Annotated in this window: 22 protein-coding genes; 11 read left to right on the top strand and 11 right to left on the bottom strand. The window is 71.4% G+C overall.

What is annotated here, in order from left to right:
- Positions 1-34: 34 nt before the first annotated feature.
- From ACVCAG_RS08955 to recO, 3 genes are read right to left on the bottom strand one after another with little or no spacing between them, the layout of a single operon-like run.
- Positions 35-799, bottom strand: coding sequence for a crotonase/enoyl-CoA hydratase family protein (locus ACVCAG_RS08955; protein ID WP_440083156.1), 765 nt, complete (start codon positions 797-799; stop codon positions 35-37).
- 44 nt (positions 800-843) lie between these two features.
- The gene (locus ACVCAG_RS08950) at positions 844-1,662 is read right to left on the bottom strand and encodes an isoprenyl transferase (protein WP_440070075.1); all 819 of its coding nucleotides are present in this window, start codon (positions 1,660-1,662) and stop codon (positions 844-846) included.
- A complete protein-coding gene (gene recO, locus ACVCAG_RS08945; protein ID WP_440083155.1) occupies positions 1,659-2,396 on the bottom strand; it encodes a DNA repair protein RecO in 738 nt (245 codons plus the stop codon). Before recO ends, ACVCAG_RS08950 begins: the two co-directional genes overlap by 4 nt.
- Positions 2,397-2,567: 171 nt before the next feature.
- Here recO and ACVCAG_RS08940 point away from each other — a divergent pair, with 171 nt between their 5' ends.
- The 5 genes from ACVCAG_RS08940 to rocD all read left to right on the top strand — a co-directional run bounded on the left by ACVCAG_RS08940 (position 2,568) and on the right by rocD (position 7,666).
- Positions 2,568-4,142: a CDP-alcohol phosphatidyltransferase family protein gene (locus ACVCAG_RS08940; protein ID WP_440083154.1), complete on the top strand. Its 1,575-nt coding sequence runs from the start codon at positions 2,568-2,570 to the stop codon at positions 4,140-4,142.
- Positions 4,139-4,849 carry a DUF5941 domain-containing protein gene (locus tag ACVCAG_RS08935; protein WP_440083153.1) on the top strand — a complete coding sequence of 237 codons (711 nt, stop codon included), beginning with the start codon at positions 4,139-4,141 and terminating at the stop codon, positions 4,847-4,849. The genes ACVCAG_RS08940 and ACVCAG_RS08935 overlap by 4 nt, the downstream gene beginning before the upstream one ends.
- Before the next feature lie 126 nt (positions 4,850-4,975).
- Positions 4,976-5,473: an AsnC family transcriptional regulator gene (locus tag ACVCAG_RS08930; RefSeq protein ID WP_440083152.1), complete on the top strand. Its 498-nt coding sequence runs from the start codon at positions 4,976-4,978 to the stop codon at positions 5,471-5,473.
- A 133-nt stretch (positions 5,474-5,606) separates the two neighbouring features.
- Positions 5,607-6,413, top strand: coding sequence for a dimethylargininase (gene ddaH, locus ACVCAG_RS08925; protein WP_440083151.1), 807 nt, complete (start codon positions 5,607-5,609; stop codon positions 6,411-6,413).
- Positions 6,414-6,454: 41 nt separating this feature from the next.
- A complete protein-coding gene (rocD, locus tag ACVCAG_RS08920; RefSeq protein WP_440083182.1) occupies positions 6,455-7,666 on the top strand; it encodes an ornithine--oxo-acid transaminase in 1,212 nt (403 codons plus the stop codon).
- Between the two features lie 58 nt (positions 7,667-7,724).
- On the opposite strand, the gene ACVCAG_RS08915 is transcribed toward rocD, so the two are convergent.
- Entirely contained in the window at positions 7,725-9,293 is a 1,569-nt protein-coding gene (locus tag ACVCAG_RS08915; protein WP_440083150.1) for a DUF7800 domain-containing protein, read from the bottom strand.
- Positions 9,294-9,552: 259 nt separating this feature from the next.
- Between ACVCAG_RS08915 and ACVCAG_RS08910 the strand changes: the two genes are divergently transcribed.
- Positions 9,553-10,842, top strand: coding sequence for a Glu/Leu/Phe/Val dehydrogenase dimerization domain-containing protein (locus tag ACVCAG_RS08910; RefSeq protein WP_440083149.1), 1,290 nt, complete (start codon positions 9,553-9,555; stop codon positions 10,840-10,842).
- 353 nt (positions 10,843-11,195) lie between these two features.
- Here the strand turns inward: ACVCAG_RS08910 and ACVCAG_RS08905 are convergent, their stop codons facing one another.
- The gene (locus tag ACVCAG_RS08905; protein ID WP_440070083.1) at positions 11,196-11,687 is read right to left on the bottom strand and encodes a MarR family transcriptional regulator; all 492 of its coding nucleotides are present in this window, start codon (positions 11,685-11,687) and stop codon (positions 11,196-11,198) included.
- 86 nt (positions 11,688-11,773) lie between these two features.
- Here ACVCAG_RS08905 and ACVCAG_RS08900 point away from each other — a divergent pair, with 86 nt between their 5' ends.
- The 3 genes from ACVCAG_RS08900 to ACVCAG_RS08890 all read left to right on the top strand — a co-directional run bounded on the left by ACVCAG_RS08900 (position 11,774) and on the right by ACVCAG_RS08890 (position 15,562).
- Positions 11,774-12,862, top strand: a complete 1,089-nt coding sequence (locus ACVCAG_RS08900; protein ID WP_440083148.1) for a substrate-binding domain-containing protein — start codon at positions 11,774-11,776, stop codon at positions 12,860-12,862.
- A 102-nt stretch (positions 12,863-12,964) separates the two neighbouring features.
- Positions 12,965-14,392: an amino acid permease gene (locus ACVCAG_RS08895; RefSeq protein ID WP_440083147.1), complete on the top strand. Its 1,428-nt coding sequence runs from the start codon at positions 12,965-12,967 to the stop codon at positions 14,390-14,392.
- A 159-nt stretch (positions 14,393-14,551) separates the two neighbouring features.
- Positions 14,552-15,562 (top strand): acetamidase/formamidase family protein, encoded by a 1,011-nt coding sequence (locus ACVCAG_RS08890; protein WP_447189712.1) that lies wholly within the window; start codon positions 14,552-14,554, stop codon positions 15,560-15,562.
- Positions 15,563-15,635: 73 nt separating this feature from the next.
- Here ACVCAG_RS08890 and ACVCAG_RS08885 read toward each other — a convergent pair whose 3' ends face one another.
- Both ACVCAG_RS08885 and ACVCAG_RS08880 read right to left on the bottom strand, forming a co-directional pair.
- The gene (locus tag ACVCAG_RS08885) at positions 15,636-16,523 is read right to left on the bottom strand and encodes a Gfo/Idh/MocA family oxidoreductase (protein WP_440083145.1); all 888 of its coding nucleotides are present in this window, start codon (positions 16,521-16,523) and stop codon (positions 15,636-15,638) included.
- A gap of 162 nt (positions 16,524-16,685) precedes the next feature.
- On the bottom strand, positions 16,686-17,630 hold the full coding sequence (locus tag ACVCAG_RS08880; RefSeq protein ID WP_440083144.1) for an NAD-dependent epimerase/dehydratase family protein: 945 nt from the start codon (positions 17,628-17,630) through the stop codon (positions 16,686-16,688).
- A 137-nt stretch (positions 17,631-17,767) separates the two neighbouring features.
- Between ACVCAG_RS08880 and ACVCAG_RS08875 the strand changes: the two genes are divergently transcribed.
- Both ACVCAG_RS08875 and ACVCAG_RS08870 read left to right on the top strand, forming a co-directional pair.
- Positions 17,768-18,469, top strand: a complete 702-nt coding sequence (locus tag ACVCAG_RS08875) for a WHG domain-containing protein (RefSeq protein WP_440083143.1) — start codon at positions 17,768-17,770, stop codon at positions 18,467-18,469.
- 142 nt (positions 18,470-18,611) lie between these two features.
- Positions 18,612-20,441 carry a restriction system modified-DNA reader domain-containing protein gene (locus ACVCAG_RS08870; protein ID WP_440083142.1) on the top strand — a complete coding sequence of 610 codons (1,830 nt, stop codon included), beginning with the start codon at positions 18,612-18,614 and terminating at the stop codon, positions 20,439-20,441.
- A 201-nt stretch (positions 20,442-20,642) separates the two neighbouring features.
- On the opposite strand, the gene ACVCAG_RS08865 is transcribed toward ACVCAG_RS08870, so the two are convergent.
- The 4 genes from ACVCAG_RS08865 to ACVCAG_RS08850 form a co-directional block, all read right to left on the bottom strand.
- Positions 20,643-21,194: a hypothetical protein gene (locus ACVCAG_RS08865; RefSeq protein ID WP_440083141.1), complete on the bottom strand. Its 552-nt coding sequence runs from the start codon at positions 21,192-21,194 to the stop codon at positions 20,643-20,645.
- A 148-nt stretch (positions 21,195-21,342) separates the two neighbouring features.
- On the bottom strand, positions 21,343-22,626 hold the full coding sequence (locus ACVCAG_RS08860) for a D-arabinono-1,4-lactone oxidase (RefSeq protein ID WP_440083140.1): 1,284 nt from the start codon (positions 22,624-22,626) through the stop codon (positions 21,343-21,345).
- A gap of 285 nt (positions 22,627-22,911) precedes the next feature.
- Entirely contained in the window at positions 22,912-23,298 is a 387-nt protein-coding gene (locus ACVCAG_RS08855; protein WP_440083139.1) for a TraR/DksA C4-type zinc finger protein, read from the bottom strand.
- Positions 23,299-23,664: 366 nt separating this feature from the next.
- Positions 23,665-24,273, bottom strand: a complete 609-nt coding sequence (locus ACVCAG_RS08850; RefSeq protein WP_440083138.1) for an SSI family serine proteinase inhibitor — start codon at positions 24,271-24,273, stop codon at positions 23,665-23,667.
- Positions 24,274-24,576 lie beyond the last annotated feature (303 nt).

Below are 24,576 nucleotides of genomic sequence, written 5' to 3'. Positions count from 1 at the left end.
GGCGCGAACCCGGCCCCCGCCCGGGAACCGCGGGTCACGGAGCGCCGAAGTCGCCGTGGCGGCCGGCTCCGGCGGCGAAGCGGGACGCACCGGCCACCGCGCCGGGCAGGGCGTTCAGGCCGTGGCGCAGCTCCCCCGCCATGGCCTCCCGCTCGGGCAGCCCCTCCTGCTCCAGCACCGACATGCGGTCGCCGCGCATGCACTCCTGGGGAAAGCGCGCGATGGAGGCGGCCAGGTTCTCGGCGGCGGCACGCGAGGTGCCGGCCGGCACCACCCGGTCGACCAGCCCCATGCCGAGGGCCTCCGCGGCGGCCACCGGACGGCCGGTGAGGATCATGTCCATCGCCCGTCCCGTCCCGACCAGCCGCGGCAGCCGGACGGTGCCTCCGTCGACCAGCGGGACGCCCCAGCGGCGGCAGAAGACCCCGAACACCGCGTCCTCCTCGGCCACCCGCAGGTCGCACCAGAGGGCCAGCTCCAGCCCTCCGGCGACCGCGTGCCCGGCGACGGCCGCGATCACGGGCTTGCCGAGCCGCATCCGGGTGGGCCCCATCGGCCCGTCGCCCTCGGGGTCCACCCGGTTGGCGCGGCCCTCGGCGACGGCCTTGAGGTCGGCTCCCGCGCAGAACGTGCCCCCCTCGCCCCACAGCACGGCCACCGCCGCGCCGGGGTCGGCGTCGAAGTCGCGGAAGGCGTCGGCGAGCGCCCGCGCCGTGGGGCCGTCGACGGCGTTGCGGACCTCGGGCCTGGAGAGCACGACGGTGGTGACGGGCCCGTCGCGTTCGATCCTGACAGTCATCCGGGGGCACCTCTCAGCGGGTCTGCGTCACCCGGAACATAACATTATTCCGCTGCGGCACCCGGGCCGCCCGAGGCGTCCCGCGCGGACGGGACCGCGTTCGGCACCGCTCCCCCGTATCTCCTGTCGCGCTTGGCGTACGTCTCGCAGGCCTCCCACAGATCGCGGCGGTCGAAGTCGGGCCAGAGACGGTTGAGGAAGACCATCTCGGCGTACGCCGTCTGCCAGATCAGGAAGTTGGAGATGCGCTGCTCGCCGGAGGACCGCACGAACAGGTCGACGTCGGGGATCTGCGGCTCGTCCAGGTACCGGGCGAAGGTCTCCTCCTTCACCCGGCCCGGCTTCACCCGCCCGTCGGCGATGTCCTGCGCCAGGCGCAGGGCGGCGTCCACGATCTCGGCGCGGCCGCCGTAGTTGACGCAGAACTGCAGGGTGAGCGTGGAGTTGCCCTCGGTCATCTCCTCGGCGTCGCGCAGCTCCTGGATGACGCTCCTCCACAGCCGGCCGGGGCGGCCCGCCCAGCGGACCCGCACGCCCATCGCGTGGAGCTGGTCCCTGCGGCGGCGGATGACGTCGCGGTTGAAACCCATCAGGAAGCGGACCTCGTCGGGGGAGCGCTTCCAGTTCTCCGTGGAGAAGGCGTAGGCCGACAGGTAGGGGATGCCGAGCTCGATCGCGCCCTCGATCACGTCGAAGAGCGACGCCTCGCCCGCCTTGTGCCCCTCGGTGCGGGGCAGGCCGCGCTGCTTGGCCCACCTCCCGTTGCCGTCCATCACGATCGCCACGTGCCGGGGCACGAGGTCGCGCGGGATCGGGGGCGGGGTGGCGCCGGAGGGATGCGGGACGGGTGGGCGGACGTTCACGTGGCGAGCTCCCTTTCTACGTGTCGAAGAGAGCGTATGCCGTGTTCGAGATGCCACTGGAGGTAGGCCGCGACCAGGCCGCTGCACTCGGCGCGGTGCCGGGCGACGGAGGCGTCCGCGGTGAGCCAGTCGCCCTTGAGCAGCGCCACCATCAGGGCGAGGGTCTCCCCCTCGGGCACCGCCGCGCCCGCGGGGCGGCAGGTCCCGCACACCACGCCCCCGGCCACGATGGCGAAGGCCCGTACCGAGACGGCCTTGCACCGGGCGCAGGCCTCCAGGGCGGGGGCGTACCCGGCGACGGCGAGGGAGCGCAGGAAGTAGGCGTCCAGGACGAGCCTGGCCTCGTGGTCACCTGAACCGAGCGTGCGCAGGCCGCCGACGAGCAGCAGGAACTGGCGCAGCGCGGGCTCCTTCTCCCCCATGACCAGGCGGTCGGCGGTCTCCAGCATCGCGGTGCCCGCCGTGTAGCGCGGGTAGTCGGAGACGAGCGACTCGCCGTACGGCCGGATGGTCTCGGCCTGGGTGATCATGTCGAGCGTGCGGCCGGTGTGGAGCTGGAGGTCGACGTGGGTGAACGGCTCGAGCCTGCCCCCAAATCGTGATGTTGTCCGCCGGACCCCCTTGGCGACGGCCCGGATCTTGCCCATCCGCCGGGTCAGGACGGTGACGATGCGGTCGGCCTCGCCCAGCTTGTGGGTGCGCAGCACGATGCCGTCGTCACGGTACAGACTCACCCGCACAGTGTAGTGGGGCCGTCCACTTGGCAGAGGTGGAACCATGATCAAACGACACGGATAGATCACCGGTGCGTGTTGTTCACCCAAAACTCACTAAACTTTGGCCTCTGGCGAAATGCCGCCCCCGGTTACACCGCCTCAACACCCGTCTCCGCACGAAAGGGTGCCATGCCCCGCGTGGTCCTGCTGGGCTCATCGCCCGGCCCCGATGCCGCTCCCGGCCAGGCGACGCCCGCCGCGTTGACCCTGCCCGCGCTTCCCGGCTGCCCCACGGTGATCGGCAAGCTGCACGGCCAGCTCGCCTCCCTCGACCCCCAGCCGGTGACGATCGTCCGCTCGGGCGACGCCGCCGCCCACCGGGGCTTCCCCGGCAGCCTGGTCGAGACCTCCGACCTGGCCGGCGACCTGCGCGCCGTGGCCGACGCGGTCGAGGGCGCCACCGAGAACCTGCTCTTCCTGCCGACCAACTCGCTGATCCACGACGAGCTGATCTACCAGATCACCAAGTCGAAGCGCGGAGCCCTCGCGCTGATCACCAAGGAGCCGCGGGAGGAGGACGAGAACGGCGACGTCATCGTCCCCGACGTCCCGATCGACGAGGCTCTGCCGGAGATCGGCGACCGGAGGCTGGAGGGCCTGCCCGTCCGGGTGCGCGCCCGCAAGTCCCGGGTCATCTCGGTGGGCTCGGCCTTCCACGGGGTGACCCGGCCCAACTCGGTCCTGCTCGGCCCGCTGCACCTGCACCACAAGCACGCGCCCGTCCTCGCCGAGGCCGCCCGCGAGCTGGCCGACATGGCCCACCTGCTGGGTCCCGACGACGACCTGGTCCAGCTGCTGGTCCTGGGCCTGGTGCGCAAGGGCGTATCCGTTGGCATCCGCGGTCGCCGCGACCTGTTCTTCCGCCGGGTGTCCTCTCCCGAGCAGGCCGCCGAGGCGCTCGCCGAGATGTCCACGTTCAACGAGGACAAGGCGCGGCTGAACAACGCGGTGAAGGGCGCCGACGGCTTCTTCACCACGTACTTCGTCAGCACCTACTCCCGGTTCATCGCCCGCTGGGCCGCCAGGCGGGGGCTCACCCCCAACCAGGTCACGCTGATCTCGATCGCGCTGGGCGTGGCGGCGGCGCTGTGCTTCGCCACCGGAGAGCGGGCCGGGATGGTCGCGGGCGGCGTGCTGATCTACTTCGCGTTCGTCTTCGACTGCGTGGACGGCCAGGTCGCGCGGTACGCCCGCAAGTTCGGCGTGCTGGGGGCGTGGCTGGACGCCACGTTCGACCGGTTCAAGGAGTACGTGGTCTTCGCGGGCCTGGCGGTCGGCGCGGCGGTCTCCGGCGTGGGCGACGTCTGGACGCTGGCGCTGATCGCGCTCGGCGTGCAGTCCATCAAGCACCTCCTCGACTTCTCCTACGGCGCGGCGAACCGGCGCAAGCCCCCGTCGCCGCTGCCCTCGGTGGCGCTGTCGGTCAGCGCCGACACCGGCCTGCGCCAGGCTCTGGAGCAGCGCAAGAACGCCACGACCAGCGGGATCCGCAGCCTGCTGAAGATGTGGGGCAGGGCCGGCAGGTACCGGGCCGTGCACTGGGCCCGCAAGATGATCGTGTTCCCCATCGGGGAGCGCTTCGCCGCCATCGCGATCGTCAGCGCCCTGTTCGACGCCAGGATCACCTTCCTGACACTGATCATCTGGGGCGGCATCGGGGCCGCCTACTCGCTCACCGGACGCCTGATGAGGTCTCTCGCATGATCACCCAGCCGCAGACCATCCCCGCTCCGGATCCGTACGAGGAGCGGCTGCGCGTGCAGACCGCCCGGCTGCTCGCCTACCGCGACGACGGCCCGCTGGTCACGCTGCTGCGCGACAAGGTCGGTCCGGGTCTGCCCCCGGTGCCCGCCTCGCTCGCCGCGCTGCTGGCGATCATCGCGATGGCCGTGACCGGGATGCTGGTGAACGGGCCGATGCTGCTCGTCCCGGTGCTGGTCATGATCGTCCTGGTGCTGCCCACCGCGGCCCGCGACCACCTCGGCAAGCTCGACTGGCTGACGCCGCCGCTGATCCGGGCGGCCGAGTTCCTCACGATCATCCTGATCGGCCTGGCGGCCGACGCGCCCAAGTGGCTGCTGTACGTGCTGATCTACGTGATCGGCTACCACACCTACGACACGGTGTACCGGACGCGGCAGAGCATCTGGCCGGCCCCCTGGGTGTTCCAGGCCGGGCTGGGCTGGGAACTCCGGCTGCTGCTGGTCGGCGCCGGCGCCGCGCTGGGCGTGCTGACGTGGGTGCTGGCCGCGCTCACGCTCTACCTCGGCGTGCTGTTCGCGGTCGAGAGCGTGACGAGCTGGGTCGGCCTGGACAAGCAGACGGCGAACGCAGCCCAGGCGAGCGACGACCTGGAGACCTCCCCCGAGGAGGCCCAGGAGCAGGCCACCGGCGAGGCCGACCAGACCTGACCCGAGACCTCGCGAACGGCTCATGCCGCCGGACAGATCATCTGTCCGGCGGCATTCGCGTGTCCGGGCCGCACGCCACGCCGCCCATCGCGAACCCGCGCCGACCCAGGCGGTATACAGGTCTGCGTGGAACTGGACAGGCTGGATCGCGACATCATCGGGGCGCTCATCGAGGACGCCCGCGCCACGTACGCGGAGATCGGGCAGCGGGTGGGCCTGTCGGCGTCGGCGGTGAAACGCCGGGTGGACCGGCTGCGCGAGACCGGCGCCATCACCGGGTTCACCGCCCGGGTGGAGCCCGCGGCGCTCGGCTGGACCACCGAGGCCTACGTGGAGCTGTTCTGCGCGGGCAAGACCTCGCCGTCGGAGATCGGGGTGGCCGTCGGCCGCCATCCCGAGGTCGTCTCGGCGTGCACCATCACCGGCGAGGCCGACGCGCTGCTGCACATCAGGGCCACCGACGTGCGGCACGTGGAGAGGGTGATCGAGCGCATCGCCTCGGAGCCGTTCGTGGTGCGGACCAAGAGCTCCATCGTGCTCTCCCGCCTGATCGAGGCCCCCCTGGTCACCTCGCGCAGCGAGCCGTTCATCGCCCCGCACAACGAATCGACGTTTCTAGCCTGAAGCACGCAAGAAACCCGCGTCAGCGCGCAAAAGCGGCCCCTTGGCCTGCGAGAACGCTGTTCCTAGGCTGATGGCACCGCCGTCGAGACCGTGACGGCGGCTGTCACCACGACCTTTACCTGCGGGGTTATCCATGACGAGGCACTACCTCATGTGTCGGCCCGACCATTTCGCGGTCGAGTACGCGATCAACCCGTGGATGCATCCCGAGTCCGGCGCCGACCGCGAGGTGGCGATCAGGCAGTGGGAGACCCTCAGGAGCGCCTACGAGGAGCTCGGGCACCGCGTCAGCCTCATCGACCCGGTGGAGGGCCTGCCGGACATGGTCTTCGCCGCCAACGGCGCGCTGGTCGTGGACGGCCGCGTGTACGGCGCGCGGTTCACCCACCCGCAGCGCGCGGCCGAGGGGCCCGCGTACCTGAAGTGGTTCGTCGACAACGGCTACGAGCGGGTCCACGACGCGGCCTTCACCAACGAGGGCGAGGGCGACTTCCTCACGCTCGACCACCTGGTGCTGGCCGGGACCGGGTTCCGCACCGACATCACCGCGCACAAGGAGGCCCAGGAGTTCCTCGGCCGCCCGGTGGTGACGCTGCAGCTGGTGGACCCCCGGTTCTACCACCTGGACACCGCACTCTTCCCGCTAAACGGACATAACGTGGCATACTTCCCAGGGGCTTTCTCGCCGGGGAGCCAGGAGGTGCTCCGCGCCCTCTTCCCCGACGCCGTCATCGCGAGCGAGGACGACGCGGCCGTACTGGGCCTCAACGCCGTCAGCGACGGCGTCAACGTGGTCATCAACGCCGAGGCCGCCGACCTGCAGCTCGAACTCAAGCGCCGCGGCTTCGAGGTCATCCCGGTGGATCTGTCGGAGCTTCGCAAGGCGGGCGGCGGCCCCAAGTGCTGCACGCTGGAGATCCGGGGACGGCGCGCGGCATGACGGGCACGGACCAGGCGAACCAGGGAGGGGCGGGACATCGGATGACCGGCACCGACGACTTCATCGAGCTGAGCGAGCGCCGCAGCGCGCACAACTACCATCCCCTGCCCGTCGTGATCCGCGAGGCGCAGGGCGCCTGGGTCGTCGACGTGGAGGGCAGGCGGTTCCTCGACTGCCTGTCCGGCTACTCCTCACTGAACTTCGGACACGGCAACCCGAAGATCATCGCAGCGGCGCAGGAGCAGCTGTCGCGGCTCACCCTGACCAGCCGCGCCTTCTTCCACGACCAGTTCGCCACCTTCGCCGCCGGGCTGGGCGACCTCACCGGCAAGGACATGGTCCTGCCGATGAACACCGGCGCCGAGGCCGTGGAGACCGCGATCAAGGTGGCCCGCAAGTGGGGCTACGAGGTCAAGGGCGTGGCCGCCGAGCAGGCCAACATCATCGTGATGGAGGACAACTTCCACGGCCGGACCACCACGATCGTCGGCTTCTCCACCGACCCCGACGCCCGCGGCGGCTTCGGCCCGTACACCCCCGGTTTCAGGATCGTGAAGTACGGCTCCGTCGAGGCGATCCGCGAGGCCGTCGACGCCAACACGGTCGCGGTGCTGCTGGAGCCCATCCAGGGCGAGGCGGGGGTGCTGGTGCCGCCGGACGGCTACCTCACCCAGGTCCGCGAGTTGTGCACCGCGGAGAACATCCTGATGATCGCCGACGAGATCCAGTCGGGGCTCGGCCGCACCGGCGAGACCTTCGCCTGCGACCACGAGGACGTCGTCCCCGACATCTACGTGCTGGGCAAGGCCCTGGGCGGCGGTGTCGTCCCGGTCTCGGCGATCACCGCGAACGAGGACGTGCTCGGCGTGATCAGGCCGGGGCAGCACGGCTCGACCTTCGGCGGCAACCCGCTCGCCTGCGCGGTCGCCAACGCGGTCATCGAGCTGCTCGGCACCGGCGAGTACCAGGCGCGGGCCAGGGAACTCGGCGAGGTCATGCACGAGAGGCTGCGCGCGCTGATCGGCCACGGTGTGATCACCGTGCGCGGGCGCGGTCTGTGGGCGGGGGTCGACATCGACCCGTCGCTGGCGAGCGGGCGGGAGGTCTCCAAGGCGCTCATGGCCCACGGCGTCCTGGCCAAGGACACCCACGGCTCGACCATCCGGCTCGCCCCGCCGATCGTCGTCTCCGAGGAGGACCTCGTGTGGGCGGTCGACCAGCTCGGCGCGGTCCTGGCGGAACTCGCGCGGTGACCCCTCCGGTGCGGCCCGCGTCCCGGAGGGGACGCGCCGCACCGGAATCCCGGGGCCTCTAGCGGACGGGTGAGTCCTCCAGCTCCACGACGGTGATCTCCGAGACCTCGGTGCCCGTGGCGGTGTCCCAGCGCACCGACGTGGGGACGGTGCCCAGGGAGAGGATCGCCACCGCGTTGGAGAACCACGGGCCGTTGGTGATCCGCCACTTGAACGGCGGCTTGGGGATCCTGGCCGCGCGGGAGAGCGAGCGGCCGATCAGGCTGGCGATGCCGAACTGGGCGACGATGTTGGCCAGGCGGAGGGTGCGGCTCAGCGGGTTGCGGATCGGGGAACAGACCAGCTGGTAGATGGGGAGCCCGCGGGCCTTGGCCACGTAGGAGTAGTGCACGTCGCCGGAGAGCATGATCACCGGCTTCCCCAGCCCCATCAGCAGCTTGGACAGGTCCTCGAACGAGCGGCGGAAGGCCGCCCAGTGCTCCAGGTCGACGGCCTGGCGCAGGGTCTCCGACCAGCGGGCCACGGTCTTGCCCCAGGCGCCCTGGGCCAGGGCCTCGTTCCAGTTCTGGATGTGGTGGATGCCCGCCGGGAGCAGGAACGGCACCGAGGAGCCGATCACGAAGCGCTTCGCGCCGTCCCTGCGGAGCTGCTCGGTGAGCCACTCCCACTCCACCGGGTCGATCATGCGCCGGTCCCTGGGGTCGAGCTGGCGGGAGCAGCGGGAGTCGAGCATGATCAGGCGGGTGTCGCCGAGGTCGCGGGCGTAGCTCCACCGGCTGTCGGAGGGAACGTCGTAGGCGTGCTCGGCGAAGACGTCGAGGACCTCGGCGCCGTCCCCCTCGGCCGCGCACACCTTGCTGAGCACCTCGTCGGAGGCGCGTTCCGCCGGCGACATGTTGCCCAGGTGCTGGTAGACCCAGTAGGCGCCGATCCCGGACACCACCCGGTGCCGCCACCAGGGGACGTCCTCCATCGCCTTGCGCCAGGAGATGGAGGTGTTGAAGTCGTCGCGCAGGTCGTGGTCGTCGAAGATCATCGCGGTGGGCACGGTGGAGAGGAGCCAGCGGATCTCCGGGTCGGTCCACGCCAGGCGGTACAGCTCGGCGTACTCCTCGAAGTCGGCGATCTCCTTCTTCGGGTCGGTGTCCCTGCGGCTCGCGATGAACTCCAGCATCTCGGCGGACGGCTCGTCGGCGTAGACCTGGTCGCCGAGGAGCAGCAGCAGGTCGGGCCAGCGCTCGTCGGGCGCGTCCGGCAGGGTGCCGCCGTACGCGCGCAGCACGTCCACCCCGTGGGAGATCGTGTACACGAGGTCGTGCGGCACGCTGGTCCGGCAGGAGCCGAACATGACGCGGTTCGGGCCGTCCGGGCCGAGCAGGCGGATGCGGCTCGGCGGCTGGTCGGGCAGCGGCCACACGGTCTCCCCGCCCAGGCGCACCTCGTAGGTCCCGCCGCTCTCCACGTCGACGATCGCGTAGTGGTGGCCGTGGACGGTGAACGTCCTGGCCTCCGAACGCACGCCGCCGACCTCGACCGTCACCTCACACGGCTCGCTCGTCTCCACCCATACCGACGCGCTCGTCTCGTCGACGTAACGCAGCATCGGTCCGACCACAAGTTCCGGCACGTTCATCCCCTCAGCCACTGCACAACGGCAAGAATCCTTGACCGGAGACTGCCGAATCTGCGCGTTACCCCCAGATTGCCCAAGAGGACCGGCGGATAACAACGCACCTCCTGGTCGCGTGCTCGCGAACAGGCCCGGTGATCAGTCATCAGAACGAAACACGGCCCGTCCCTGCGGGCAAAAAACCGCACCTACTCTGATCGTGACCATGTGCCCCGAGTGGAGCAAGGGCGCTCCGCTCACCGTACGGAGGTTTGCCTTGACAACGCTCACGGTGCCGTCGACGACGCCGGCCGCCACCGCTCCCGTCAGTCCGGGCCGGCAGGCCCTCGACTCCGCGCTGTTCCGGCTCGACCAGGCGGCCGACCGGCTGGAGCTGGACGACAGCCTGCGCGCCATGCTCGCCACCCCCCGCCGCTCGCTCGCCGTCTCGGTCCCGGTCCGCCGCGAGGACGGCCGGATGGACGTCGTGCAGGGTTTCCGGGTTCAGCACAACACTACCCGGGGCCCGGCGAAGGGCGGCATCCGCTTCCACCCCCGCACCGACGTTCACGAGGTCACCGCCCTGGCCATGGGCATGACGTGGAAGTGCGCGCTGGCCGGCATCCCCTACGGGGGCGCCAAGGGCGGTGTCTCGGTGGACCCCGCCTCGCTGAGCGCCCGCGAGCTGGAACGGGTCACCCGGCGCTACGTCAACGAGGTCCTGCCGATCATCGGTCCCGAGAGGGACGTCCCGACCCCCGACGTCGGGACCGACGAGCGGACGATGGCCTGGATCATGGACACCTACTCGGTGAACGCGGGCTACCCGGTGCCCGGCGTGACGATCGGCGGTCCCGTGACCCCCGGCGGCGCGCCCGACCGGACCGGGGCCACCTCTCGCGGCGTGCGGATCGCCGCGCTCAGGGCCCTGGACGGCTCCCCCGAGGGCCGCACCGTCGCGATCCAGGGCTTCGGCAAGGTCGGCGCCCCGGCCGCGCGCTACCTCGCCGACGCGGGCTGCCTCGTGGTCGCCGTCTCCGACCGCACCGGGGCCGTGATCGACCGCTCCGGCCTGGACGTCGACGACCTGCGGGCGTGGTCGGAGGAGACCGGCGGCGTACGCGGCTACCACCGGGCGGACGCGCTGTCGCGGGAGGAACTGCTGGAGCTCGACGTGGACGTGCTCGTCCCCGCCGCGATGGAAGGGGCGATCACCGAGGAGAACGCCACCCGGATCAGGGCCGGTCTGGTCGTGGAGGGCGCCAGCTCCCCCACCACGCCCGGGGCGGACCGCGTCCTCGCCGAGGCGGGCGTCACCGTGGTCCCCGACATCCTGGCCAACGCGGGCGGCGTGATCGTCTCCTACCTGGAGTGGCTGCAGGACATGCAGGCGCGCTCGTGGAGCGCGCGCGAGGTCGACGCGAGGCTCCGCGGCATCGTGGAGGACGCGTTCGACACGACCGCGACGGTCGCCGCCGAGCACGGGATCACCCTGCGCCAGGCGGCCCATGTGATCGGTGTCGGCCGTGTCGCCGAGGCCCACCGGGCACGCGGGCTGCACTCCTGAAGTCGTGATCGGTGCCGGCCGTGTCGCCGAGGCCCACCGGGCACGCGGGCTGCACTCCTGAAGTCGTGATCGGTGCCGGCCGTGTCGCCGAGGCCCACCGGGCACGCGGGCTGCACTCCTGAAGTCGTGATCGGTGCCGGCCGTGTCGCCGAGGCCCACCGGGCACGCGGGCTGCACTCCTGAAGTCGTGATCGGTGCCGGCCGTGTCGCCGAGGCCCACCGGGCACGCGGGCTGCACTCCTGAAGTCGTGAGGGGGCGTGTCATGGGGCCTGACGAAGCCGTGGACCGGGGCGCGGCGCGGTCCCCGCGGGTCAGAGCGCGCACGGGCTCCGACGCCGCCGGCCGGGACGCGTCACGAGCGGCCGGGGCCGCCGGGGGCGCGCTCCGGGACCGCCGGCGAAGGGACCGCCGGAGCATCGTCCAGGGCGGTGACCAGCCCCTCCAGATCCCGCATGAGCCGCTCGGTGCGCTCGGTGCCGTAGACCGCCTCGATCAGCCGATGGTGCTCGGCCACCCCGCCCTCGACCCGGGCCAGCAGCTCGGACCCGCGGTCGGCGAGGAAGACGGCGACCTTCCGGCGGTCGCCCGGGTCGTGACCCCGATAGACGAGGGAACGGTCGATGAGCCGGTCGATGGCCTTGGTCAGCGTCGGGTGCGGCATCAGCACGGCCTCGGCCAGGTCTCCCATCGAGTGCCCCCGGCCGTCGGCGAGGGCGCGCAGGATGCGCCACTGCTCGACGGAGACGTCCTGGGCGGTCACCGCCGCGGCGAGTCCCCGGTTGACACTGCGCTCGGCCCTGCTGAGGAGGTAGGCGAGCGAGGATCCCAGCCCGGTCGTCACCACATGGAGCTCCCGTCTGCGTCACGATCCGTGTCCCGTCCGAGTGACGGGACTGCCGTACCCATCCATTCCGGAGGATACTCGTCTGTGTGGCAGAAGCCATCACACCCGTCATAGAACCCCTGGAAGCCCGGCTGCTCCCGGGGGACGCGCTGCGCGTCGGGCTGGTCGTGCCGATCTCCGGCGTGCTCGGCCTGGTGGGGCCGTGCGCGATCAACTGCGCGATCCTCGCCGCCGACGAGGTGAACCTCGCGGGCGGGATGCTCGGCAGGCCGGTGGAGCTGGTCCTGGTCGACGGCGGCCGTCCGGCGGCGCAGGTGGCCGCCGAGGTGGCGGGGCTCGCGCGCTGCGGCGCGATCGACGCCGTGGTCGGCACCCACGGCAGCGACGTCAGGATCGAGGTGGTGCGGGCGCTGGCCGGCGGGGTGCCGTTCGTCTACGCGCCGCCGTACGAGGGGGGCGGTCACGCGCCGGGGGTCTACTTCCTGGGCGAGACCCCCGCCCGCCAGCTGCGGCCCGGCCTCGACTGGCTGATCGACCGCCGCCGGGCGCGCAGGTGGTTCCTGCTCGGCAACGACTACGTCTGGCCGCGCCTGGTCCACGGGGCGGCCCGCCGCCACCTCGCCGCACGGGACGCCGGGGTCGTCGGCGAGCTCCTGGTGCCGTACGGCACCCGCGACTTCTCCTCGGCCCTGGAGAGACTGGTGGCCGCCCGCCCCGACGCGGTGCTGCTCAGCCTGGTGGGCAGCGACCTGGTCGCCTTCAACCGGGCCTTCGCGGCGGCCGGGCTGTCCTGGCCGCGGCTCTGCGGCGCGCTGGAGGAGCACGGCCTGCTCGGCATCGGCGGCGACGCCACCGGCGAGCTGTACGGGGCGATGGGGTACTTCGCGAGCCTGGGCACCGACGACAGCCTGAGCCTCGGCGAGCGCTACGCCCGCAGGTTCGGCTCGACCGCGCCGCTGCTCAACGGGCACGGGCAGGGCTGCTACGAGGCGGTGCTGATGCTCGCCGCGCTCGGCTCGCGCGCCGGGACGCTCGCCGTGCCCGAGGTGGACGCGATCGCCGACGGCACCTCCATCGTCACCGCGCGGGGGCGGCTGACCCTGCGCGGACGCGGGGTACGGCGGCAGGCCCACATCGGCCGGGCCGACGGGCTGGACTTCGACATCGTCCGCTAGGTGCGCGGCGGGTCGAGGTCGGACAAAAACTTCCGACTGAAAACTTTTCCTTTGCAAGCAAAAGTTCTAGGGTACGGCTGCAGCCACTTCAAGGAGCCGTACATGACAACCGAGCCCTCACTGGAGCAATTCGGCTACCGACAGGAACTCCGCAGGTCACTGAGCTTCACCGACCTGCTCGTCTACGGCCTGATCTTCATGGTCCCGATCGCGCCGTTCGGCATCTTCGGCGGCGTCTTCCAGGCCTCGGGTGGCATGGTCGCCCTCGCGTACGCCATCGGCATGGTCGCGATGGCCTTCACCGCGCTCTCGTACGCGCAGATGGCCCGCGCGTTCCCGATGGCCGGATCGGTCTACACCTACGCGGGCCGCGGCATCGCCGCGCCCGTCGGTTTCCTGGCCGGGTGGGTGATCCTGCTCGACTACGTGCTGGTGCCCGCCCTGCTCTATCTCATCGCGAGCGCGGCGATGGCCTCCTTCGTGCCCGCCATCCCCGTCTGGGGCTGGCTGATCGTGTTCGTGGTGCTCAACACGGTCGTGAACTACACGGGCATCCAGATGACCGCGCGCATCACGAAGATCATGCTGATCGGTGAGCTCATCGTGCTGGCGATCTTCATGGTCGTCGGGGTGGTCGCCCTGGCTCAGGGCAAGGCCCAGGCGGGCGCGCTCAGCCCGCTGTTCGACTCCTCGACCTTCTCCTGGTCGCTCGTCTTCGGCGCGGTCTCGATCGCGGTCCTGTCCTTCCTCGGCTTCGACGGCATCTCGATGATGGCCGAGGAGAGCCGCGAGGACTCGCGGCGGCTCGGCAGGTCCATGGTCGCGGCGCTGGGCCTGGCCGGGGTGCTGTTCATCGCGCAGACCTGGGTGGCCGCGCTGCTCACCCCCGACCGGTCCGACCTGCTGGCCAAGGGCGACCCCGCGGGCACCGCCTTCTACGACATGGCCGCGTTCGCCGGGGGCCACTGGCTCAGTGTGCTGACCGCGGTCGCCACCGCCGTCGCCTGGGGCTTCGCCAACTCCCTGGTCGCCCAGGCCGCCACCTCCCGGCTGCTGTTCGCGATGGCCCGCGACCGCCAGCTCCCCTCCTTCCTGGCCAGGATCCACCCCACGCACCGGGTGCCCGTCAACGCCACCCTCGTGGTGGCCGCGGTCTCCCTGATCGTCGGTCTCTACCTGACCACCCGCGACGACGGCATCACGCTGATCAGCGGGCTGGTCAACTTCGGGGCGATGACCGCCTTCCTCGCGCTGCACGTGTCGGTGGTCGTCCACTACGTCGTGCGCCGGGGCAGCCGCGACCTGTGGCGGCACCTCGTCGTCCCGGTGCTCGGCTTCGCGATCCTGCTCTACGTCGTGATCAACGCCAGCATCGCGGCCCAGACGCTCGGCATCGTCTGGTTCTGCGTCGGCCTGGTGGTACTCGGCGTCTCCTACGCCACAGGCCGCCGGCCCACGCTGGCCGGGCTCGTCGACGCCCCGGAGGCACCCGGCCGTGCCGCGGCACCCGGCACGGTCGGCAAGCCCTGAGAGCCCACGCCCCCCGTCCCACCCACCCACAACATGCGAGGGCAGAACCGTGTTCGAGATCTTCCTGGAGGTCGGCGAGGGGCTCGGCTCCTTCCGCGCCCCCTCCGCCCTTCCCGTCGCGGGACGCGGTTCCGTGCCGCTCCCCCTGGAGGGCGCGCGATGAACGTCTTCTCCTACCGCCCCGCGCCCGAGGACCTCAGCTACACCTTCGGCGGCCGGCCCGCGGTGGCCAGGGTCGCCCCCGGCTCGATCGTCGAGACGTACACCGAGGACTGCTTCGGCGGCCTGGTGACCTCGGTCGACGACCTGCCCTCACGGGTCTGCGAGTTCCCCTACCTCAACCCCGTCACCGGACCCTTCCACGTGGAGGGGGCCGAGCCCGGCGACACGCTCGCGCTGCACTTCGTCTCCATCGAACCCGCCAGGGACTGGGCCGTGTCGGCCACGTTCCCGCACTTCGGCGCGCTGACGGGCACCCACACCACCGCGATGCTCACCCCTCCCCTGGAGGAGCTGGTGTGGCGCTACGACATCGACACGGCCGCGGGCGTGGTCCGCTACCACGCCCGCAGGAGCGACTTCACGGTCGAGCTGCCGCTCGACCCGATGCACGGCACGGTCGGCGTCGCGCCCGCCGCGTCCGAGGCCCGCATGACGATCACCCCGGACGCCCACGGGGGCAACATGGACACCCCCGAGCTGCGCGCCGGGGTGACCGTCTATCTCGGCGTCAACGTCGAGGGCGGGCTCTTCGCGATCGGCGACGGGCACGCCAGGCAGGGGCACGGCGAGGTGTGCGGCACCGCCGTCGAGGCGGCGATGAACACCGTCGTCGCCGTGGAGCTGATCAAGGGGGTGAGCACCCCGTGGCCCCGCCTGGAGGACGACGCCCACCTGATGTCCACCGGCTCGGCCCGCCCGCTGGAGGACGCCTACCGGATCAGCCAGCACGACCTGGTCACCTGGGCCTCCGAGCTCACCGGCCTGGACCCGCTGGACGCCTACCAGCTGGTCAGCCAGATCGGCGAGGCCCCGGTCGGCAACGTCTGCGACACCAACTACACGATGGTCGCCAAGCTTCCCAAGTCCGTCCTCGGCCGTCCGGACGCCTACGAGTCGGCCCACGATCGCCTGCGCGCCCTCGGCCGGAGATACCTGGCCGAACGCTGACCGGGGACGTCCCGCCGGGAACCCGGCGAGCCGGCCGTCCGCGTCGTGCCACCGGGGCGCGCGACGCGGACGGTCAGGTCGCGGCGGTGACGATGTCCTCGCAGATCGCGTGGGTGGCCAGGGCGTCGCCGGCGTCGAGGACGGTGCCGGAGCGGACCGCGTCGAGAAACTCCAGGCAGACCCGCTCGATGCCCCGCTGCCGGGAGACCGGAGTCCAGTCGCCTCGCCTGGTGTGAGTCTCGGCGCCGGCATAGTCGGTCACGTCGGCCAGGTTGACCACGCGGCGCTTGGCACCGCCTCCCATGACCTCCACGGTCTCCTCGGCCGTACCGCTCATCCTGTTCATGATCCCGAAGGCGGTGAAGCCGTCCCCGGACAGCTCCAGCGTCACGTACTCCAGCAGCCCGTTCCTGACCCGGGTACGGATGCCTGTGTGCTCGACCTCGCCGGGCACCAGGAACCTGAGGGTGTCCACGACGTGGACGAAGTCGTCGTAGACGACGGTCCGCGGGTCGGCGGGGTGGCGCGCGCGGTGCTTCTGCATCACCACCAGGTCGCGGGGAAGGTCGCGCAGCGCCGCGTAGGACGGCGCCCTGCGGCGGTTGAAGCCGACGAGCAGCGACCGTTCGCTCTCGCGTGCCAGCCGCACCAGGCGCTCGGACTCGGCGAGGGTGTAGGCGATCGGCTTGTCCAGGTAGACGTGCACGCCCGCTCGCAGCAGCGGCTCGACGACCTTCACGTGCGCGGCCGTCGCGACGTGCACGAAGGCCGCCTCGATTCCCGCTCCGAGCACCTCCTCCACCGAGGAGAAACGGCGCTCGACCCGGTAGGCGTCGCCGAGGCGGTCGAGCGTGGCGCGGTCACGGGTGCACAGGTGGAGGTCGAGTCCGGGGGTCGCGCCGAGGACCGGCAGGTACGCCTTCTCCGCGATGTCCCCGAGGCCGATGACAGCGATCTTCATGCTCAAAGCGTACGGCGTGTCCCCGGCCCCGCCCCGGCGGGTGCGGCCCCGGCCTCCCCGTTCGGGCGGGTGCGGCCCCGCTCCGGCAGGGGCGGCGTGCCGCCGGTCCCGCCCGGCGGGGGTGCGCCGCGGTCCCCCGCGTACGACGTGGGACGTCCTCCGCTACGCCGCCACGGCCAAGCGGTCGCGCCACCAGGCGAGCGTCGCGGCCAGCGCCTCGTCCATCGGGGTCGGCGCCAGGTCGAGGGCGGCCTGGGACTCGCCGGAGTCGAGGACGAAGGGGCGGACGAACTGGTAGCGCAACTCCTCCAGTTCCCCGAGCATCGGCGAGAAGAGCCCGGCGGCGCGCAGCAACCAGTGGGGCATGGCCTTGACCCCCGGGTCGGGGACTCCGGCGAGCGCGCACAGGCGCTCGGCGACCTCGCGCACCGACATCGGCTCGTTCGTCGGGACGTGCCACGCGCGGCCCCAGGCACGGTCGCCCTCGCCCGCCGCGACCAGGGTCCGCGCGACGTCGGGCACGTAGGTCCAGCTGTGCGGCTGGGCGGGGTCGCCGGCGAAGCGGACGGTCTTGCCGGCCAGCAGTGCGGGGACGAACCTCTCCCCGAGGTGCGACTGGTCGAGGCAGCCGGGGCCGAAGTAGTCGGATCCGCGCACCTCGGTCGCCCTGACCCGGCCCGCCTCGTGCGCGGCCAGGGCATCCCGCCACACCTTGACCCGGATCGCACCCTTGGCGCTGGGCGGGTTCAGCGGGTCGCCCTCCCTCATCGGCCGGTCGGGAGCCGCGTAGACGTAGAGGTTGCCGAGGATGACGTACCCCGCACCGGTGGTCTCGGCGGCTCCCAGCAGTGACGCGGCGAGCGGCGGCCAGTCGCGCGCCCACTCGTGGTAGCGCGGGTTGACGCAGTTGTAGAGGACGGCGGCGCCCCCGGTCAGGGCGGTCAGCTTCTCGCGGTCGCTCACGTCGGCGGCGACCCTGCGGATGCCCGGCAGGTCGGGACCCGAGCCCGAGCGGCTGACGAGGACGACCTCGTGCCCCTGCCCGGCCAGCTGCCGGGCGACCTCGGAGCCGACCTGACCGGCTCCCGCGATGACGTGCTTGGCCATGATTCCTCTTCTTCCTTCACTGATCACTGATGTGCCTTTGCGCCCGTTCCGTTCTGAGAGCAATGCTCTCGATAAAGAGCACTGCTCGTCAAGAGCAGTGCTCTCTTTTGTTCTCGGTGCTCTGATATGGTCACGGCATGAGTTCGAGCCTCACCGCACGCGAGAGGGTCAGAGCCGAGCTGACCCGCGAGATCACAGACGTCGCCCGGCGGCAGCTGGCCGTCGACGGCGCGAGCGGCCTGTCCCTGCGCGCGGTCGCCCGCGAGATGGGCATGGCCTCGTCGGCGATCTACCGCTACTTCCCGTCCAGGGACGACCTGCTCACGGCCCTGATCATCGACGGCTACAACGCCGTCGGCGAGGCCGTGGAGAACGCCGACGCGGCCGTACCGCCCGAGGACCACCGGGGCAGGTGGATGGCGGTCTGCCACGCCGTACGGGACTGGGCCCTGGCCCATCCGCACGAGTACGCCCTGTTGTACGGCTCACCCGTACCCGGCTACCGGGCACCGCAGGACACCGTCCCCGCCGCGGTCCGCGACACCGTCGTCTACGGCCGGATCGTCTCCGACGCCCACCGCGCCGGAGCGCTGAACCCGCCCGACACCACCCAGCCGCCCGTCCCGCCGTCCTTCCACGAGGATGCCGCGCGGGTGCGCGAGCTGATACCCGACGTCCCCGACGACGTGATCGTCCGCGGCCTGATCGCCTGGACCGGCCTGTTCGGCTGGCTCAACTTCGAGCTGTTCGGCCAGTTCAACAACGCGATCCTCGACCTCGCGGCGGCCTTCGACCACGCCATGCGCTGCCAGGCCCGCACCCTCGGGCTACCTGCCTGATACGTCACGACTCGGCCGCGATGAGTAACGTCCACCTGTCTGGAGTGATAAACGAGGTGAAAGGCTCTCGAATGAGCCGTTTTCTCGATGGACGAAAGGCACCCCCGACTTCATGGTGGAAAGTCCTATTCACGGCGAAGGCGTGACGGTCCGCACGCTGTTCGAGCGGAATTCCTTCGCGCTGGACTACTACCAGCGGGAGTACACCTGGACCCGCCACGAGGTCGGCACGCTGATCGACGACCTCGGCCAGCGCTTCCTCAGCCAGTGGAAACCCCTGCACGACCGGAGCAGGGAGATCGACGGGGAGTTCCCCGAGGTGCTGCGCGGCGAGGCCCTGGTGCCCTTCGTCCACTGGCTGCTCGACCGCGTCTGCCTGGTCGGCATCCGGGCCCTCGACCAGGAGAACGGCCGCGAGATCTTCGTGTCGATGAACGACCGGGGGCTCCGGCTGAGCCACGTGGACCTGCTGAAGGGCCATCTCTTCCGGCGGGTCGACGTGAAGGCGCGCGAGGACCTCGGCGGGGCCTGGGCCGACATGCTCGCCCGCCTCACCACCTCCGAGACCGACTCCCCCGAGGCCAACACGCCCAGCGCGTACGTCCGCTCGTTCCTCCTCGCGCAGTACGCGGATCTCGGCGAGGGGTCCACGGACGCCGCCGGGATCGGGCGGGCCGTCCACGAGTGGATCCTGCGCAACGACGTCCAGCTCGGCCTCGGCCGCGTGGCCGAGGCGCAGGCGTTCGTGCAGAGGCTCACGAACGTGTCGAAGCGCTACTGCGAGCTGCTCCGCGCCTGCCGGGAGTTCACCCCCTCCCTGGCCGGCGTCTACTTCAACGGTCACAACGGCATCGACGGCCAGTTCACGCTGCTGCTCTCCGTCGTCTCGCCCGAGGACTCCGACGAGGTGTTCACCCGCAAGTGCTCGATGGTCGCGTCGTTCCTCGACCTCGTCTACGTGCGCAGGTCCGTCAACAACCTCCCCGTGCAGCGCCGCGACCTCGACGAGATCGTCCACCGGCTGATCCCCCTCCTGCGGATGTGCCGGACCACCGACGACGTCGCCACGGTCCTCGGCCGGGAGACCTCCCTGCTCGAACACGACTTCCGCGAGCTGGCCTCCTTCGGGCTCCGGGCCAACAACCGCCGCCTGGTCCGCTACCTGCTCTCCCGGATGACCGCCCATGTCCAGCGCGAGTGCGAGGGGGGAAACCACGAGTACGCGTTCCTGCGGGGACCGCGCGAGTACGAGATCGAGCACGTCTGGGCCAACCGCTTCGAGCGACACAGGGCCGAGGTCAGGACCACGGCGGAGTTCTACATCCGGCGCAACCGCCTCGGTGCCCTGCTGCTCCTGCCCAGGTCCGTCAACGCGAGCTTCCGCGACGACCCCTACGAGCGGAAGCTCGAGCACTACTACGCGGAGAACCGGCTCGCGGCCTCCCTGCACCCCAAGAGCCGCCTGCGCAACACCCCGTTCACCCACTACCTCAGGGACTCGGGCCTGGACCGGGCGTTCCAGCCCTGCCCGGAGTTCGGCGTACGGGAGATCGAACGGCGGCAGAACCTCTACCGGCTCCTCTGCGAGGAGATCTGGAACCCGGCCAGGCTCGGCTTCCGCATGCCGGTGATCGTCCTCCCGCCCCCCGCCCCCGAGCAGTCCGGGTCCCGCCGCCACTACGGCGTCGAGGTCGTCGACCTCATCAAATGCGGCCTGATAGCGCCGAACGCCAAGATCTTCCGCACGGTCAGGGGCGAGATGCACTTCGCCACGGTCGAGGAGGGCGGGACGATCAGGGTGGCGGCGACGGGCCAGGCCTACCATTCCCTGTCGGCCGCCGGAGCCGCGGTCGCCGGGACCAGGGCGTGCGCCGGGCGGGACGTCTGGCGCATCGAGCGCGACGGCGCCGCGCTGCCGCTGAAACGCCTCCGCGAGGAGGCCATCAGCCGCGGCCTGATGTCCAAAGCCTGAGGCCGTCCCCTCCGCGCTCCCGCCCGGCGAACAGGGCGGCGCGCCTCTTCCGCCCGTTCTCACAGGTGGAAGAGGCGCGCCGCTACGTCGCCGACGTGACCGGAGGTCGTCTGACGCCGCCCGCGCGGCCGAGGTGCCGACGGCGGCGCTCCGCGGGCGTACGACGATCTCCGCGAGACCGTGTGACCGGCCTGAAGCCTCCTACCGGGAGAACTTCTTGCGCATGGCTCCCCGGAGGATCTGGCCCGGCCGCTGCTGCTCCCCGTGCAGGGAGGTGAGAACAACGATCATCCCGGTGACGGCCGGAATGACCCACTGCATGACGCGCAACTGCTGCTGCGCCTTGGCGACCTCTTCCGGTGTCTCCTTTTCCGGCTTCACCGCGCCCTCCACGGGCACGTCGCCCGCGTCCGCGAGCTTGGCCCCGAGCACCCCGGTGTAGGCGGTCGCGGCCAGCGCGGCGGCGGTCAGCGCGGCCTTGGCCGCGGTGCTCGCCCCCACTCCCCGCTGATGCGCCACGCGCTGCTTGTTGGCCGCCAGCAGGCCGGCCGAGCCGATGAGGAAGGCGCCGATGCCCACGGCGTTGACCGGCCTCCAGCGCCCCCATCCCACGTTCGCCACCCGCAGGCGCTCGCTTCTGTCACTGACCACGTTGGCAGCGCCGTTGAGGCCGATCGCGCCCATCAACGAGCCCCCGAACCAGGCGGCCAGCCCCACATCGTGCATCGCGCGCACGACCGTATTGCGTTCCATGCGTCTCCCCCTCGTCACAAGTGTCGGATTCGCGACCTTTATGGTTAACATCGCGCTGTTACCGCTGTGATGGGGGTTAACTACCCGGATCTACTCATGCGATCCGCTCATCTACTGATGTACAGATCAAGGTTGAGGCTGCGAACGGTCAGGAAACGGGACTCCCCCCGAAAACCCGGGCGTCGAGGAACGGGTTGCGGAACTTACCCGTGGGGTCGAGCTCGGCGGCCAGCCGCCGGAAGTCCGGAAGCCGGTCGTACAGGGAGTTCAGGCGCTCGGGCCCCATCAGGAAGAGCTTGCCCCAGTGCGGGCGGGCCTCGAAGGGCTCCAGCGCCTCCTCGACCACGGCGATCACCCGGCTCACCGCGGGCCAGTCCTTCTTCCAGGTGAAGTGGACCGCGACGACGTCCTCGCGGTAGGAGGTGCTCAGCCACAGGTCGTCCGCCGCGACGGTGCGGATCTCCGAGATCTGCAGGACCGGGGCGACGACGTCCCTGACCGCGTCCAGCGCGCGGAGCGCGGCGAGGGCGTGGCGGCGCGGCAACAGATACTCCGACTGGAGTTCCTCCCCGCTGCTCGGCGTGAAGTCCAGGCGGAAGTGCGGCAGCCGGTCGTACCAGGGACCGGGCACGCCCATCTGCGCGGTGCAGTTGACGGCGGACATCCCCGGCAGCGGGTGCCGGTCGGCCGTGGCCGCCGTGGCGTCCAGCCAGATCGGCTCCGGCTCCCACGGGCCGGGGTCGCCGTCGCGGCGCTTCACCCACACCTGGTCGATCCCGGAACCGGTCCAGCCGGTGAACAGGCCCACGCTGTACGCGGCCGAGAGGATCTCCTCGAAGTGCTCCTCCATCCGCGCCCAGGGCAGGTTCTCGTAGACGTACTGCCGCACCTCGAAGGCCGGGACGACGTCGAGGACGACCCTGGTGACGATGCCCAGCGCACCGAGGGCGACGACCGCCCCGGCGAAGCGGTCGCCGTCCTTCTCCCGGCTGAGGACGGTGATCTCACCGTCCGCGGTGACCAGTTCGAGGCCGGAGACGGCGGTGGCCAGGTTGCCGTTGGCGACGCCGGAGCCGTGCGTGGCCGTGGCGCAGGCGCCGGCGACCGAGATGTGCGGCAGGGAGCCGAGATTGGGCAGTGCGTGGCCCCGGTCGTACAGCCACCGGCTCAGCTCGCCGTAGCGCACCCCGCCACCCACCGTGACCGTGCCCCGTACCGGGTCGAGCTCGAAATCGGCGGGCAGGCCCTCCAGCGAGACGAGGTCCCCACCGGGACGGTCGGCGATCTCGTTGAAGGAGTGGCGGGTGCCGAGTGGCCGGACGGCGCCGCTGCCGGCGACCAGTTCCTGGAGCTCCTCGATGCCGCCGGGGCGGTGGAACCGCGCGGCGCCGTAGGTGATGTTGCCCGCCCAGTTCTGCGGTTCTCCGGTCACGATGTGCCCTCTCTACGCCTCACGCCAGGCCGTACGCGGCGGATGCGCGCCACACGCGGGTGATCGTGTGGGACACGGGCTCACCGGGTGACCGTGGGGGGCACGGGTCGCGGCCGGGCGGGGCACGGCTCATGGCCGGTGATCATCCGAAGCGCGACGGCGGGCATCGCCGCACCCAGGGTAGTTCAGGAATTTCGTTACATCCGCCGCGAGTCGTCACCGCCCGGTCCGGCGCACTCGGCGCGGGTGGCGGGCCCCGGCTCGCTCAGGGCCTCTCAAGCGTCGTCACCGCCCGCGTCCGGCGCACTCGATGCAGGTCCGGGCGACCGGGCGGGCCTTCAGGCGCTCCAGGGCGATGGGCCGCCCGCAGTCGTCGCACACGCCGTAGGTGCCCTGCTGGAGTCGCTCGACCATCTCGTCGAGGGCGGCGAGATGATCCCTTGCTCTGTCGAGCAGGGCCTGGAGATGGGACCGCTCGAAGGCGATCGTCGCCCCCTCCGGGTCGTGCTCGTCGTCGTTGGCCACCAGCGTCGACGAATCGACGAGGTCGTCCCAGTCGCGCGTCAACGCCGTGATCTGGACCACCGTCCTCTCGCGGTCCGCGGTCAGAAGATCCCGCATGGCCGCCCGCTGAGCAGAAGAAAGCACGGTTCCCGAAGGCTGCTTGCCCATCGCCGTCTCACCCCGTCCTACCGCGGATCCGCTCCTGGCCGTGGGCGTCGCCGGCTCGTGACGCGAGGCCGCCGACCTGGGACTTCCCTCCATTTTACGGCTCGTGAGGTGAGCGGCCCCCGCCCGGAGCCCGGAGGGGCTCGTACGGCGGCGGGGACGTCCCCGCCGCCGTACGAGCCCCTTTCACGGAAACCGGCGGCCATCCGCCGGCGAGCGGGCCGTCGGCCACTCCGCCCGCCGTCCGACGACGGGCCCGCTTCGATCCCCCGGTCTCTCCGGTCTCTCCGGTCCCTGCGGCGCCTGCCGCCCCCCGGACACCGAGCGGGTCCGGGACATGTGTTCCCGGCGCGTTCCACAGGACGGGTCCTAGAAGGAGAAGATCGCCCCGGTCGCGGCGCGCAGCTCGCACTGGTTGCTGAAGGTTCGCCGGTACTGGACGAAACGGCCGTTCCAGGTGCCGGTCGCGGACACGGTGACGGGATCGTGATATCGCGGGCAGGCCGCCCACGGCAGCCTGAGGTAGGTGGGGTTGCCCTGCACCCGGCTCAGCAGCGCGCACGCCTCCGGTCCGCGAGGGTGCATGCCGTACATCGGCGCGCACGCGAGCCGGACGGTCCGCGTCCTGCCCATTCGCGAGACGGTCAACGTGAGGCGCTTGGGGTACGGGCCGTCGATCGTCGGGCCCCACGGCGGGGTCACGACGGGCGGGCGGGGCGGGATCGGCTGCCCCCACGGCGGACGCGGCGGGGTCGGCCGGGGCGGGGTCGGCCGGACCCACGGCGGGTCGGGGATGGGAGGCCCCGGGTTCGGGCGGGGCGGCAGGGGGTGGGGCGGCCGGGGCGGCCACGGGGGCGGATCAACGGTCGGCTGAGCCACGGGCGGGCCGGGTTCGTAGTGCGCCGGCTGCGCGTCCGCGGCGGCGGTACCGCTGAGGATGACGAGCCCGGCGGTGGCCAGGCCGAGGATACATCGCATGAGTTCCCCCGATAAATACAGATTCCATAAACAGCCGAATATGTCGCGTTCGGTCAGTTTGGGGGGAGCGAGTTACACCCTGAGCTGCAAAGAGGCTATGTCGATGATGTTGGGATGTCTCGCAGCGACTCGCCATGGAATGCCATGAATTCGGCAGGCGGGAAACCTGCCGGACGGCCCGGATGGAGAGGGATCCGCGAGCCCGTCCGCGGCGCCGATCCATACCCGGAAAAGCCGGTTTCGCGGTACCGACCCGGAATCCGCGAGGCCACGACGGCTCCACCGATGCGTCCTCGTGCCCCG

The sequence above is a fragment of the Streptosporangium sp. G12 genome (assembly GCF_052983175.1).
Note: the sequence above shows the minus strand (reverse complement) of the source record. Positions and strands in the feature narration are given on the sequence as shown.

Bases quoted from the DNA above. Each gene is read 5' to 3' on its own strand.
- ACVCAG_RS08955 (WP_440083156.1), bottom strand. From the start codon at position 799: ATGACTGTCAGGATCGAACGCGACGGGCCCGTCACCACCGTCGTGCTC.
- ACVCAG_RS08940 (WP_440083154.1), top strand. From the start codon at position 2,568: ATGCCCCGCGTGGTCCTGCTGGGCTCATCGCCCGGCCCCGATGCCGCT.
- ACVCAG_RS08935 (WP_440083153.1), top strand. From the start codon at position 4,139: ATGATCACCCAGCCGCAGACCATCCCCGCTCCGGATCCGTACGAGGAG.
- ddaH (WP_440083151.1), top strand. From the start codon at position 5,607: ATGACGAGGCACTACCTCATGTGTCGGCCCGACCATTTCGCGGTCGAG.
- rocD (WP_440083182.1), top strand. From the start codon at position 6,455: ATGACCGGCACCGACGACTTCATCGAGCTGAGCGAGCGCCGCAGCGCG.
- ACVCAG_RS08895 (WP_440083147.1), top strand. From the start codon at position 12,965: ATGACAACCGAGCCCTCACTGGAGCAATTCGGCTACCGACAGGAACTC.
- ACVCAG_RS08890 (WP_447189712.1), top strand. From the start codon at position 14,552: ATGAACGTCTTCTCCTACCGCCCCGCGCCCGAGGACCTCAGCTACACC.
- ACVCAG_RS08885 (WP_440083145.1), bottom strand. From the start codon at position 16,523: ATGAAGATCGCTGTCATCGGCCTCGGGGACATCGCGGAGAAGGCGTAC.
- ACVCAG_RS08880 (WP_440083144.1), bottom strand. From the start codon at position 17,630: ATGGCCAAGCACGTCATCGCGGGAGCCGGTCAGGTCGGCTCCGAGGTC.
- ACVCAG_RS08875 (WP_440083143.1), top strand. From the start codon at position 17,768: ATGAGTTCGAGCCTCACCGCACGCGAGAGGGTCAGAGCCGAGCTGACC.
- ACVCAG_RS08865 (WP_440083141.1), bottom strand. From the start codon at position 21,194: ATGGAACGCAATACGGTCGTGCGCGCGATGCACGATGTGGGGCTGGCC.
- ACVCAG_RS08855 (WP_440083139.1), bottom strand. From the start codon at position 23,298: ATGGGCAAGCAGCCTTCGGGAACCGTGCTTTCTTCTGCTCAGCGGGCG.
- ACVCAG_RS08850 (WP_440083138.1), bottom strand. From the start codon at position 24,273: ATGCGATGTATCCTCGGCCTGGCCACCGCCGGGCTCGTCATCCTCAGC.